Raw genomic sequence first — 12,553 nt, forward strand, 5'->3', positions numbered from 1 at the left:
GTTGGAGGGCTTCTGAAAAGATTGACAAGAAAGGCTGATAATATGGATTATGTAAAATCGAAATCACGATCAACTATACAGGGTTTTCTAGTGGTTCTCGCTGCTCTTTTGACGCTTTCCATTGGAATGGTCGGGTTGGCCGGTTGCTCGAGCGGCACGAGCGATGAAGACGCCATCCGCGCTTCACTCTCGTCCGAACTGGACAGCATTAAGAACATCGACGACGCGTTCGTCAACGAGTTCTCCGAGTCCATCGATATGAGCCAGCTTTCGGTCTACGGCATCGACGGCGTCGAGTTCATGAAGTCCTACCTGAGCGGCTTCGATTACACGATCGACTCGATCAATGTCGACGGCGACAGCGCCACGGCCCAGATCACCCTTACCTGCAAGAGCTATACCGGCTACCTGCAGGCGCTGCAGACGGCCGTGGACGAGGTCACCGCCGATCCCGATGCTCTTGCCGCTCTCTCCAACGATGAGATCAACCAAAAGATCGGCGAGATCGTCATCGGCTCCCTCGACGGCGTCGAGCTGGCGGCCACCCAGCCCATCACCATCACCTACACCAAGGTCGACGGCACCTGGGAGCCGGCCTCGTCCACCTCGGGCGACATCGCGGCCGCGCTGATGACCAACTAAACGCGCCGTCAACGCGCAAACCCCTTGAAGGGCGCTCCATTGGGGCGCCCTTCTTCTATAATGCCAGGTAATCGATAACGCTTCTCACGACGAAAAGAGAAATCGAACATGGGTTCCCATACGAAACCGAACAGCGGGGGAGCGACGACTCCCCTCTCCCCTCGCCTCGCTCTTCAGTTGGCCGCGCCCCATACCTGGCCGGCGGCCATCATGCCCGTGCTCGTGGCCGCCGCCTGCGCCTTGGCCAACACCGGGTCGCTGGACGTGGGCATGGCGTGGCTTCTGCTCCTCATCTGCATCCTCATGCAGGCGTCCGTGAACACCTTCAACGACTACTTCGACTTCATCAAGGGAACCGATACGGCCGAGGACAACGTGGAGGCCTCCGACTCGGTGCTCGTCTACAACGACGTCAATCCGCGCTCGGCCCTCGGGCTGGCCATCGGCTTTCTGGCCGTGGCCTTTCTGCTCGGCCTGTACGTTGTTTGGAAGACAGGCCCCGTTCCCCTCGTCATCGCGCTTATCGGAGCCGTCATCGTCGTGATGTACTCCGGAGGCAAGACGCCTCTCTCCTACCTTCCCGTCGGCGAGGCGGTGAGCGGCATCGTTATGGGCGGTCTTATTCCGCTGGCATGCTACCAGGTGCTCTCGGGCACGTTCACGTTCATGGCGCTCCTTTGGGCCGCGCCCACGATCATCGGCGTGGGCCTCATCATGATGACGAACAACACCTGCGACATCGAGAAGGACATCGAGGCATCCCGCCGCACGCTGCCGGTGCTGCTGGGCCGAGAAAAGGCGCGCACCCTCTACCACGCCCTCATGGTCGTTTGGGTTCTCGCCATCCTCGCCATCATCGGCATTTGGTTCCCCCGGGGTATCGTCGTGCTCCCCTTCTTGGCGCTCGGCTGCTACCCCCTCATGATGGGCCTGTGGAAAAATCCGCTCGCTGCGCCCACGCGCATCAGCGCCATGGGCCAGATCTGCAGCGTGAACGTGGCTCTGGGCGCATTCTACGCCGCCGCCCTCCTGCTTTAGGAGCGCCAGGGAATCTGCACGAGATCGGGCAGTCCATCGCGAAAACGCTCCAGCGAGAAGTCCTTCAGCAGCTCTTCCGGCGTCGCCGGCGCCTCTTCGGGAACAAGCCCCGCCACCGCCGCGATATGTCCGATGACGGCTCGCGGACTTCCGAACCGGGCCAGCAGCTCGTCTAAGGCCGCGTCCCGATCGCGTTTCGAGAGGCGCCGATTCTGCTCGGCCACGAGCAGCGGAACGTGCGCATAGGCGGGGTGCGGCAGCCCGAGAAGATCCTGGAGGTAGCGCTGCTGCGGCGTGGAGCAAAGCAGATCGACGCCGCGCACGACTGAATTGACGCCCTGGGCGGCATCGTCCACCACCACTGCCAGCTGGTAGGCGAACGCGCCGTCGGAGCGGCGTATGAGGAAGTCGCCGCAGTCGCGGTCGAGCTTTTGCGCGTAGTATCCCTGAACGAGGTCCTCGAAGGCGATCATGCGACCGTCCACGGCAACTCTCCAGCCCGGCGTGCGCCCCGCTGCCCGGCGCGCCTCCACCTCCGCGGCCGACAGATGGCGGCAGGTGCCGGCATAGACGAGCTTCTCACCCCGGTGGGGCGCCGAGGCGGCGTGAAGGTCGGCCCGCGTGCAGAAGCACGGGTACAAAAGCCCCTGGGCCTCAAGGCGCGCGAATGCCTCGGCATAGGCTTCGTCGCGATCATGCTGGAAGTACGGCCCCTCGTCCCAGAAGAGGCCCAGGGCCTCGAAATCACGCTGGATCTGATCGATGTAGGCGGCCTTCGAGCGCTCGCGGTCGAGATCCTCGATGCGCAGCACCATGCGGCCGCCCTGGGACTTCGCCACGAGCCATGCGATGAGCGCGGCGTAGATGTTGCCCGCGTGCATGCGCCCGGTCGGCGACGGCGCGAAGCGGCCGACGACGGGTGTCGCCTCTGTCGCGCCGCTTTCCGTCATAGCCAATGAAACCTTTCCGGCGCAGTCTTAAAACCGGGCTACTTCTCGCGCCGGTCGTCGACGTGCTTGGCCTTGCCGATGGCACGCTCGATGCCGCCGGGCTCGACCAGGCGCACCTCTGGCGCCACGAGCAGCGTGCCCTTGAGCTTCTCGGCGATACGAGCGCGCAGGGCGTCCATGGCCTCGAAGGAGTCGCGGAAGGCCTCGGGGCGCAGCTCGGTCTCCACGATGAGCGCGTCCATGCCGCCGCGGGTCTCCACGATGATATGGTAATGGGGCGTGACCTCCTCGATGCCCGTGAGCACGTCCTCGATCTGCGAGGGGAACACGTTGGTGCCGCGGATGATGAGCATGTCGTCGGAGCGGGAGCGCACCTTGTCCATACGGGCCAGCGTGCGGCCGCAGGCGCAGGGCTCGGTGTGCACGGCGGTCAAGTCGTGGGTGCGGTAGCGCAGCACGGGAATGCCCTGCTTGCAAAGGGGCGTGAGCACGAGCTCCCCCATCTCGCCCTCGCCCACCGGCTCACCGGTTTCCGGATCGATGACCTCCCACAGGAAGTGATCCTCGGCGATGTGCTGCTGGTAGCGCTCGGCCAGACACTCGCCGGACACCCCCGGCCCCATGACCTCGGTGAGGCCGTAGTTGTCGGTGCAGACGATGTGCATGCGTCGCTCGATCTCGGCTTTCAGGCCCGGCGGACAGGGCTCGCCGCCGAAAAGGCCCACGCGCAGGGGGGACTTCTCCCAATCGTAGCCCATCTTCTCCCCCACCTCGCAGATGTGCATGGCGTAGGAGGGCGTGGCCACGAGCACGGTGGTGCCGTAGTCCTCGATCATCTGGATATGGCGCTCGGTGTTGCCCGAGCCCGCGGGGATCATGGCGCAGCCCAGGCGCTGCAGCCCGTAGTGCAGGCCGAAACCGCCGGTGAACATGCCGTAGCCGAAGGCCATCTGGGCGATGTCCCCGGGCACGACGCCGGCCATCTGCACGAGGCGGGCGATGCACTCGCTCCACATGTCCATGTCGTCGTCGGTGTAGCCCACCACCACGGGCTTTCCGGTGGTGCCCGACGAGGAGTGCAGCTCGCGGATGTCGTCCAGCGGCACCGCAAACAGGCCGAAGGGGAAGGTCTCGCGCAGCACGGCCTTGTCGGTGAAGGGGAGCTTGCGCACGTCCTCGAGCGTCTGGATGTCGCTCGGCGCCACGCCCATCTCGTCCAGCTTCTGGCGGTAGTAGGGCACGCGCTCGTAGGCATAGGCCACGGTCTCCTTCAGCTTCTCCAGCTGCAGGGCGCGAATCTCCTCGCGGGAGGCGCATTCGATTTCCGGCTTGTAAATGGGCAGGGCGTCGAACCGTCCCGCTTCGGCGGCGGCCAGCGCCGCGCCCTTCTTTGTCACGTCGATGGGATCCATTGCCTCGCTCATGCGCTCTTACGCCTCCTTCGCGGCGCGCTCGGCGACGATGCGCGCGATGTCCTCTTGGGAAATGAGCTCCACCGGCTCATCGGCCAGAAGCGCCTGGGCGCGCTCCGGCTCGCTTGTGGAGAGCACGATATAGGTGGAGATCATGGAATAGCTGTAGACCACGTTGATGCCGCATTTGGCGAGCACACCCATGACCCGCGAGAGCTCGCCGGGCTCGTCGACGAGCTTCAGGCAGATGACCGGCGAAACGACGCAGGCGCAGCCGGCGCCCTTAAGCGCCTCCATGGCCGCCTCCGGCTTATCGACGATAAAGCGGAGGATGCCGTACCCCCCCGTGTCGGCGGCGGAGAAGCCGCGCACGGAGACGCCGGCGCCCTCGAAGAGGTCGAGCACCCGGTTCATGTGCCCCGGGCGGCTGTTGGCGAATACGCTGATCTGGGAAACGGTCATGCTATTTTCCCTCCTCGTTCTCGATGACGGCTCGGCCCGCGCGCAGGGCGGCGAGGTTCGCCTCGACGGTCTTCTGCGGCACGCGCTCGGCCACGGTCTCCTCCCACACCTCGACGGGAATGTCGAGCCGGGCCGCCAAGGCCCCCACGAGCACCACATTGGCGCATTTGGCGTTGCCGGCCGCGCGCGCAATGGCATCGGCGTCGATGAGCAGCGCCCCCGCCTCGCGCAGGCGCTCCCGGGCGTTCCCGGGCATCGAGGCGGCGCCGGTGAGTACCGGCAGGGGCCGAATGGCCACATCGTTGACGATGAGCGAGCCGCCCTCCTTGAGCTGGGGCAGATTGCGGAGGGCCTCGGTGGTTTCGAAGGCGACGACGACATCGGCGCATCCCGCGTCCGATACCATGGATTTCACGTCCTCGCCCACGCGAACCACCGTGGTGACGGCGCCGCCGCGCTGGGCCATGCCGTGGATCTCCGACACCTTCACCTGCAGATTCGCCTTCATGCAGCTGAAAGCGAGCAAATCGGCGGCGAGGATGGTTCCCTGGCCGCCCACACCGCACAAGAGCACGGTCTTAGTGGCATTTTCCATGAACGGCCTCCTATTCCTTGACGATGGCGTCGAAGCGGCAGTACTGGGTGCAGTGGCCGCAGCCGATGCACAGCGCGGAATCGATGAGCGCACGGCCCGTCTCGTCGCGGCCGAGGGCCGGACAGCCCAACGTGACGCAGGCGCCGCAGGCCGTGCAGGAGTCGCTCACGAACAGCGGCGGCTCTACGTGGCGCTCGAGCAGCACGCAGGGCGAGCGGAACACGATGACCGAGATGTCGTCGCTGCCCGTGGCCTCCTTGAGGGCCCGTCGCACGGCGGCGGCATCGTTGGGATCGACCACGCGCACATCCTCGACGCCGAGGGCAGCCACCACGGCCTCGATGTTCAACTCGCGGCTGGGCCGGTTCTGCAGGGTCACGCCGTTGAAGGGGTTGCCCTGGCGCCCCGTCATAGCGGTGGTGCGGTTGTCGAGCACGCACACCGTGCCGGCGCCGCGGTTGTACACCGTGGAGATGAGCGAGCTTAGGCCCGAATGGGCGAACGTGGAGTCCCCGATGACGGCGACGATGGGACGATGCTCCGTGTCGGCCAGCGCCAGCTCGAAGCCGTGGGCCATGGAGACCGAGGCCCCCATGTCCACCGTGGTGTCCATGGCCGAAAGCGGCGGCAGGGCGCCCAAGGTATAGCAGCCGATGTCGCCGGTCACGATGGCCCGCATCCTCGAGAGCTCCTTGAACACGAGGCGATGGGGGCATCCCGGACACAGCGCCGGAGGGCGTCCCGGCAGATCGGTCGCAGCCGGCGCATGGGGCGGCTGCTCAAGGCCGAAGGCCGCGCGCACGAGCCCCGGCGACAGCTCGCCGGCCCGCGGCAGGGGGCACGGCGTCTCGCTCACCGGCACCCCGCAGGCCCGCACGGCGTCTTTGAGGTACTCCGAGCCCTCCTCCACGACGTACACGGCTTCGACGGAGTCGGCGAAATCGCGCAGCGCGGCCGCGGGAAGGGGCCAGGTGACCCCGAGTTTGAAGATGCTCGCGTCCGGGAGCGCCTCGGCCACGTGCTGGTAGGCCGTGCCGGCGCAGACGATGCCGATGGCGCCCTTCCCTTCCCTCACCTCGTTGTAGGGGCAGGTTTCCACCCACTGGCGCAGCTTATCGATGCGATCCAGCTGCACGAGGCGGCGCGGCTTGGCGAAGGCGGGCATCATGACCCACTTCGCCGGATTCTTCTCATAGGGCCTCGCCGGCGCCTCGGCGCGCTCCCCTGCCTCGACGGGCGTCTTCGTGTGGGAGATGCGCACGCTGGAGCGGATGATCACCGGCACGTCGAAGCGCTCGGAGATATCGTAGGCCTCGCGGGTGAAGCGCAAAGCCTCGGCGGAGTCGGCCGGATCGAGGCACGGGATGGCTGCGGCCTGAGCGTAGTAGTGCGAGTCCTGCTCGTTCTGGGAGGAGTACATGCCCGGGTCGTCGGCTGCCAAGATGACCATACCGCCGCCCACGCCGGTGTAGGCGGCCGTGAACAGCGGGTCGGCCGCCACGTTCACGCCCACATGCTTCATGGTGGCGAGCACCCGCGCGCCGGCGGCCGAGGCCCCGATGCCCACTTCCACGGCCACCTTCTCGTTCACGCACCACTCGGCGTAGACGCCCTCCTTCTTGGCGAAGGCCTCCAGCGTCTCCGTCGACGGCGTGCCCGGGTAGGCCACGCCGATGGTGCAGCCCGCCTCCCAGGCTCCCTGGGCGATGGCCTCGTTGCCGCTCATCAGCTCCATATGTCTCTTCCTCTCCCTTCGGCGCCCGCCGTCGCGTGCGCGGCCCTAATTCTCCTCGTACTGCATGCAGAAGGTGCCGATCTGAATGAAGTCGCCCGGACGCAGCGCACGAGCCTCCACGGAATCGTTGTTCACCCACACGCCGTTGAACGAGTTGGCGTCGCGGATGACGTAGCAGCCGTTCTCCTGCTCGATGGTGGCGTGCATGCGCGAGACGGTCATGTCGTTCAGGAAGATCGTGCACTGGGGACTGCGACCGATGGTGACGGGCTCGCCTGTGAGCACGAAGCTGATGCCCACTTGCGGACCCCGCACGACGTTGAGCGTCGCACGGGCCGGGGCGCTCTCCTCAACGGTTGTGGCCGGCGTCTCGCTCATGACGAGCGGCTGCATGGCCTGCGTGGCGCCGAGCAGCTTGAATCCGCAGGTGGGACACACGGTGTCGTTCAGTGAAATCTCGTGGGAACAAACGGGGCAGCGCTCGCTCATGGCCCACCTCCTTACTCGTTGGCGGCGTCTGCGGCGCCCGCGCCCGCGCCGCTTGGGGCACCGTCGGCGGGAGCGTCGTCTGAGACGCCTGCGGCGATGGCCGCAACGGACTGATGATCCTCGCGAGAGGATGACTTGCTGTAGATGAGGGGCGTCTCGTTGACGACCTCAGTCGGCGCCGGGGCGTCGTTGCCCCACAGCCGGTTCCACCAGATGCCGATGCCCTCGAGAAAACCGGGGGCCGGCGAATCCTCGCAGGCGATGAGGTCCTGGGAGGCGACAAGTTCGTTGCCCTGGTAGAAGTTGGCGACGCCCACGACATCCCCCGCGGCAACCGAACCGGTCAGCTCCTCGGCGACGATCTCCTGGCTCACATTGCCCTCGGGCGCGAACACCTCGACGGCGGCCGAGGGATCGGCGAAGGTGGCCGCCACCGTGCGGTCCGGCCACGCGCTGTGGGACACGCGGGCGATGAGCGGCACCTCGGCACCGCCGTCAGCTGCAGAGGCCACGGTCTCGGGGCTGTGGGCCAGCGCATAGCTCACACGGTTGTCGTAGACCCAGTTGAACAGCGTCTCGGTATCCTGGAAGCGCGCGTCCTCGGAGGGCGAGCCCAACACGATGGCGTACAGAAGGCCGTCGCCGCGATCGCACGCGCCGGCGAAGGAGTTGCCCGCCGCCTCGGTGTAGCCGGTCTTGATGCCGCAGGCTCCCTCGTAGGTGCCGAGCAGACGATCGGTGGATTGAAGGTCGATGACCTGGGGCTTGCCGTCGGCGCGCGTGACGGTGATCTGGGCGGACTCCTTCGACACGATGGAGCGGAACGTCTCGTTTCCCATGGCGTAGGCGCTCATGAGGGCGACATCGCGGGCGCAGCTGTACATTTCGTTGTCGTAGGCGCCGATGTCGAGCCCATGGGGGTTGGAGAACAGCGTCTCGGTCATCCCGAGCTCGGCCGCCTTGGCGTTCATGGCCGCCACGAAGGCCTCGTTGGCGGTCTGCGAATCGTCGGTCTTCATCCCCTCGCCCAAAGTCTCGGCGATGGCGATGGCGGCGTCGTTGCCCGAGGGGATCATGAGCCCCGCGAGCGCCGCCTCAAGGGTGAGCGTGTCGCCCGCCCACAGGCTCGCCGACGACTCGCCCACCGAGGCGGCCTCCTGGCTCACCGTCACCGTGCTGTCCAGGGGTACGCCGGAGTCCAGCGCGACGATGGCGGTCATGATCTTGGTGATGGAGGCGATGTGCGACCGCTCGAGGGCGCCCCGCGAGAAGAGCACCGTGCCCTCGTCGTCCATGACCAGCGCGAAGGTCGCCGTGATGTTCGGACAGGCAACCGCCGGCAGCCCGCGCGCCTCGACGGAGGCGCCCAGGATCTCGTCGGTGCCGCGCACGTCGGCAAAGGCCCGGGCCGGCGCGCCCAAAGGCAGCGCCAGCAGCAGAGCCAAAGCGAAGCCGAGCGCCCGCCTTGACAGACGGGCGCCGCTTTGGTGCGCACTGCCGTTTTCGATGGGGCTAAGCAGGGTCAACGCAGTAAACCTCTTCCGGAGCCAGAACGGCGAAGCCCGCCTCGGCGAGAACCGCCTCGGCACCGTCGCCCTCGATCTTCAGCACGTCGACGGCCTTGCCGTCAGCGGTGCAGAAGCAGTAGCCGTACTCGATGTTCATCGAGGCCCCTTGGCAGAATCCGAGAAGATCGGCCAAAGTGCCGGGAGCATCCTCGACGGACACGGCGATGACCGGCGTGAGCGAGGCGCGGAAGCCCGCCTGCCCCAGCACCTCCACCGCGCGTTTCGGTGTGTCACAGAAGATGCGGACGATGCCGAAATCGGCGGTGTCGGCGATGAACAGGGCCTTCATGTTGATGTCGGCGTCGGCCAACGTGCGGCAGGCCGCGGCGAGCCGCCCCTTCTCGTTGGCGAGAAAAACGGTGAGCTGCGAAATCATTACTGGTTCTCCCCTCTCAGGTCGATGACGCGCTTGGCCTTGCCCTCGGAGCGCGCGATGGTCTTGGGCTCCACGAACTTGATGTCGACGGCCACCTGCAAGTTGCTCTTGAGGGCCGCGGCCAGGCGGTTGCGCAGATCCTCCAGACGGCGCACCTCGTCGATCGGGAAGTCGGGCTCAGTTTCCACCTGCAGCTCCACGTGGTCGAGCGGGCCGTTCATGGTGAGGATGATCTGGTACTGGGTGGCGATCTCCGGGAACTCGGTGATGACCTGCTCGATCTGGGACGGGAACACGTTCACGCCGCGGATGATGAGCATGTCGTCGGTGCGGCCCAGAAGGCGCCCGATCTTGCGATGGGTGCGCCCGCACGCGCACGGCTCGGCGTTGATGGTGGTGACGTCGCGGGTGCGGTAGCGGATCATCGGCGAGCACTCGCGGGTCAGCGTCGTGATGACGAGCTCGCCCACTTCGCCGTCAGGAAGGACTTCCAGCGTCTCGGGGTCGACGATCTCGCAGTAGAACTGGTCCTCGGCGATGTGCAGGCCGCCGCGCTCGGCGCATTCCATGGCCACGCCCGGGCCCATGATCTCGGAGAGGCCGTACACATCGCAGTACTGGATGCCCAGCTTGTCGGCGATCTCCTGGCGCATGTTCTCCGAGCAGGGCTCGGCGCCGAAGATGCCGCCGGAGATTTGGAACTCGGTGGCCGGGTCATAGCCCATCTCGATGGCCGTATCGGCGATGAGCAGGGCGTAGGAGGGAGTGCAGGCCAGGATGTCGGTCTTGCAGTCCTTGAGCATCTGCACCTGGCGCTTGGTGTTGCCCGACGAGGTGGGGATGACGGTGCAGCCCATGGCCTCGCCGCCGGCATGAGCTCCCAAGCCTCCCGTGAACAGGCCGTAGCCGTAGGACACCTGGATGGTGGAGTTCTCGTCGCCGCCCACCATGGCAATGCCGCGGGCGAAGCAGTCGCCCCAGTTCGCGAGGTCGTTGGCGGTATGCCCCACCACCGTCGCCTGGCCCGTGGTGCCGGATGAGGCGTGGATACGGGCCACGTCGGCGTTCTCGCGGGCGAACATGCCGAAGGGGTAGTTGTCGCGCATGTCCTGCTTCACGACGAAGGGGAACTTGGCGATGTCCTCGAGGCTCGTGAGGTCGTCGGGGGTCACGCCCGCCGCGTCGAAGCGCTCGCGGTACAGCGGCACGTTCTCGTAGGCGTTGCGCAGCGACTCCCGCATGCGCTCAAGCTGCAGTTCGCGCAGCTCCTCGCGGGGCATCGTCTCAATCTCCGGTTGAAAGAACACTGGCTTCCTCCTTGTCCGTAGCTTCTTTATCGGTATCTTCTCTCTCGCGTGTCGGCGTGTTCGGCCCCACGACGGTCACCTCGTCGATGGGGGCGTAGTTGGAGGTGAAATCCTCTTCATGAAGCACGTTGCCCGCACGGTCGCGGACGGTGCGATGCACGGTCACGCTGCGCCCGTCAGCTCCGGCGGTCTTGACGTAGCGCGTGCCCTCAGGCTCGCTCTCGTCGACTTTGGTGCGCTTCTTGAAGGGCTCTCCGGTCTCCCAATCGCCGGTCTGCGTGGAGACCACGTAGCCGGGATCGATACCGTACAGTGTAACGGTTAGGCTGGAATCGGTGTAGCGCGAGCGCATCAAAACATCCGAAGTGCCGTCATTGACCCATGTAAGGTCGAGGTCGGGGTACGCGATAGCGGCATCGCGGCCCGTGGGATAGCTAGAGATGTAGAGCGAGTGGTTGCGCCGCTCGGTCACGGGATAGCCCGCCTCATAGACCGCGTTGAACACCGTGGTGGCCACCTGGCAGATGCCGCCGCCGATGGCGTCGTCGTACTCGCCGTTGATGATGGCATGGGCCGCCTGGAACCCTGCCTCCTCGTTCGCCTCGCCCACCGTGTCGTTGAACGACCACTCCCCTCCGTCGGCCCGGGCGATGGAGTTGTTCAGCAAGTCGGCCGCCGCGTGTATGTTGTGGCGCCGATTGGCCGTGGAGGGGCTGTCGTTGTACTCGGTCGTGAACGAGGAGATCGGGGCGATAAGGCCCATCTCGAGCGCTTCGTCGAAGGTGGTCCGGGACGGAGCCTCGCCCCACTGGATGGCGATGGAAGGCGCATCGGAGCCGGCCGCCTCACTGCCGAACAGGGCGCTTTGGGCCTGCGCCGCCGCATCGGCGGTATGGGGATAGCGCGAGCCCTCGCGGGCGCTGACCCATACCTCGCCGCCGTCGACGTCGAACGACACCGTGGCCGCCGAGGTGTAGCCAGCGTCGCGAATGAGCCCGAGCAGCCCCGAGGCCGCCTCGGTCTCGTCGAGGTAGGGAACCAGGGCGAAACCCTCCCCGCGCTCTTCCACCCGGGTGCGCACCCACGCGCCCAGATCCGCCGCCCCCAGCGGCCACTCGGTCCGCTCGAAGGAGAAGGTGCAGCCCCGATCGAGGGCCTCCTGAACCTCGTCGGCGACCCGGGTGGCCTCATCGGCGCCGATGCGCACGTCCGCCTCATCGGGCGTCGCCACGATGACGACCTTGCCGGACGCCTCGCCGAGAAATCCCTCGGAGAGCTGACGGGCCACCGAGGCGCGGTCGACGGCCTTGCCGCCGTGGCCCTCGGTGACCGATACCGCGCCCTGATCGATGGCGATGCCGTAATCGAGGCGCGGCTCGCCAGCAGATTCATCGATGGAGGAGCACAGCGCCTCCAAGGCCTCCTCGTCGAAGGAAAGGGCGACGTCGACGGAAACGCCGTTGCGCGCCGCCTCCATACGCTCCGCAAGACCGCCTTCTCGGCCCACAGCGAAGGCACGGGAGACCGCCTCGTTTACGGGAAGCCTCGCGCCCAGCGTGCCGCTCTCGGCGACCCACACCTGCTTGTTGGCCCGGGCTTCCTCTAAAGAGAGCTGCTCGGCCTGGGCGTCCTGCTCGGCAAGCTCGCTTTCCACATCAAGGGTGTCGCGTGCCTCCTCGCTGGCGAAGATAAGCGCCCGGCCATCGGCAACGCGGGACTTGTAGAAGGAGCTCACGACGCGACGGGCCTCCTCCTCGGTCATGCCGGAGACATCCACCGCGCCCACCGACACGCCATCGTAGATGCGGGAGCCGTTGACCGCGCCGTCGATGGCCCAGGCGCCGCCGACGAGCGCGAAAAGCGCCAGCACGGCCGCCAGGACAATGCGGGACCTCGCGAAGTGACGCTTGGCGGCAGGACGGTTCGAAGCTCCGGAGTGGCCTGCCGCCGTGCTTCGCGGGGCGCCGGGGTTGCGCGGA

12 protein-coding genes are annotated in these 12,553 nt (G+C 66.6%); 2 read left to right on the forward strand and 10 right to left on the reverse strand.

From position 1 onward, the window contains the following. Positions 1–90: 90 nt before the first annotated feature. Both ACW4QM_RS06695 and ACW4QM_RS06700 read left to right on the forward strand, forming a co-directional pair. Positions 91–642: a hypothetical protein gene (locus tag ACW4QM_RS06695; protein ID WP_455798307.1), complete on the forward strand. Its 552-nt coding sequence runs from the start codon at positions 91–93 to the stop codon at positions 640–642. Between the two features lie 108 nt (positions 643–750). Next, positions 751–1,680 carry a prenyltransferase gene (locus tag ACW4QM_RS06700; protein WP_278572009.1) on the forward strand — a complete coding sequence of 310 codons (930 nt, stop codon included), beginning with the start codon at positions 751–753 and terminating at the stop codon, positions 1,678–1,680. On the opposite strand, the gene gluQRS is transcribed toward ACW4QM_RS06700, so the two are convergent. The 10 genes from gluQRS to ACW4QM_RS06750 are packed head-to-tail and all read right to left on the reverse strand — an operon-like array spanning position 1,677 to position 12,444. Continuing rightward, on the reverse strand, positions 1,677–2,630 hold the full coding sequence (gluQRS, locus tag ACW4QM_RS06705) for a tRNA glutamyl-Q(34) synthetase GluQRS (protein ID WP_278572012.1): 954 nt from the start codon (positions 2,628–2,630) through the stop codon (positions 1,677–1,679). The genes ACW4QM_RS06700 and gluQRS overlap by 4 nt on opposite strands. 38 nt (positions 2,631–2,668) lie before the next feature. Then, positions 2,669–4,054 (reverse strand): phenylacetate--CoA ligase family protein, encoded by a 1,386-nt coding sequence (locus ACW4QM_RS06710; protein WP_223901035.1) that lies wholly within the window; start codon positions 4,052–4,054, stop codon positions 2,669–2,671. Between the two features lie 6 nt (positions 4,055–4,060). Further along, on the reverse strand, positions 4,061–4,504 hold the full coding sequence (locus ACW4QM_RS06715; protein WP_278572015.1) for an amino acid-binding protein: 444 nt from the start codon (positions 4,502–4,504) through the stop codon (positions 4,061–4,063). A gap of 1 nt (position 4,505) precedes the next feature. After that, entirely contained in the window at positions 4,506–5,099 is a 594-nt protein-coding gene (locus tag ACW4QM_RS06720; protein ID WP_278572017.1) for an indolepyruvate oxidoreductase subunit beta, read from the reverse strand. A 10-nt stretch (positions 5,100–5,109) separates the two neighbouring features. Next, positions 5,110–6,834 (reverse strand): thiamine pyrophosphate-dependent enzyme, encoded by a 1,725-nt coding sequence (locus ACW4QM_RS06725; RefSeq protein ID WP_302569647.1) that lies wholly within the window; start codon positions 6,832–6,834, stop codon positions 5,110–5,112. Between the two features lie 45 nt (positions 6,835–6,879). Next, positions 6,880–7,323: an FHA domain-containing protein gene (locus ACW4QM_RS06730; RefSeq protein ID WP_237974249.1), complete on the reverse strand. Its 444-nt coding sequence runs from the start codon at positions 7,321–7,323 to the stop codon at positions 6,880–6,882. 11 nt (positions 7,324–7,334) lie between these two features. After that, positions 7,335–8,849 carry a D-alanyl-D-alanine carboxypeptidase family protein gene (locus ACW4QM_RS06735; protein ID WP_223901039.1) on the reverse strand — a complete coding sequence of 505 codons (1,515 nt, stop codon included), beginning with the start codon at positions 8,847–8,849 and terminating at the stop codon, positions 7,335–7,337. Further along, complete coding sequence (locus ACW4QM_RS06740; protein WP_022739888.1) at positions 8,836–9,267, reverse strand: hypothetical protein; 432 nt, start codon at positions 9,265–9,267, stop codon at positions 8,836–8,838. Before ACW4QM_RS06740 ends, ACW4QM_RS06735 begins: the two co-directional genes overlap by 14 nt. Beyond that, positions 9,267–10,574, reverse strand: a complete 1,308-nt coding sequence (locus ACW4QM_RS06745) for a phenylacetate--CoA ligase family protein (protein WP_223901040.1) — start codon at positions 10,572–10,574, stop codon at positions 9,267–9,269. Before ACW4QM_RS06745 ends, ACW4QM_RS06740 begins: the two co-directional genes overlap by 1 nt. Further along, a complete protein-coding gene (locus ACW4QM_RS06750; RefSeq protein WP_237974250.1) occupies positions 10,552–12,444 on the reverse strand; it encodes a VanW family protein in 1,893 nt (630 codons plus the stop codon). Before ACW4QM_RS06750 ends, ACW4QM_RS06745 begins: the two co-directional genes overlap by 23 nt. Positions 12,445–12,553: the final 109 nt, after the last annotated feature.

The sequence above is a fragment of the Adlercreutzia sp. CNCM I-6207 genome, assembly GCF_977072305.1.

Bases quoted from the DNA above. Each gene is read 5' to 3' on its own strand.
- ACW4QM_RS06725 (WP_302569647.1), bottom strand. From the start codon at position 6,834: ATGGAGCTGATGAGCGGCAACGAGGCCATCGCCCAGGGAGCCTGGGAG.
- ACW4QM_RS06710 (WP_223901035.1), bottom strand. From the start codon at position 4,054: ATGAGCGAGGCAATGGATCCCATCGACGTGACAAAGAAGGGCGCGGCG.
- ACW4QM_RS06740 (WP_022739888.1), bottom strand. From the start codon at position 9,267: ATGATTTCGCAGCTCACCGTTTTTCTCGCCAACGAGAAGGGGCGGCTC.
- ACW4QM_RS06730 (WP_237974249.1), bottom strand. From the start codon at position 7,323: ATGAGCGAGCGCTGCCCCGTTTGTTCCCACGAGATTTCACTGAACGAC.
- gluQRS (WP_278572012.1), bottom strand. From the start codon at position 2,630: ATGACGGAAAGCGGCGCGACAGAGGCGACACCCGTCGTCGGCCGCTTC.
- ACW4QM_RS06720 (WP_278572017.1), bottom strand. From the start codon at position 5,099: ATGGAAAATGCCACTAAGACCGTGCTCTTGTGCGGTGTGGGCGGCCAG.
- ACW4QM_RS06715 (WP_278572015.1), bottom strand. From the start codon at position 4,504: ATGACCGTTTCCCAGATCAGCGTATTCGCCAACAGCCGCCCGGGGCAC.
- ACW4QM_RS06700 (WP_278572009.1), top strand. From the start codon at position 751: ATGGGTTCCCATACGAAACCGAACAGCGGGGGAGCGACGACTCCCCTC.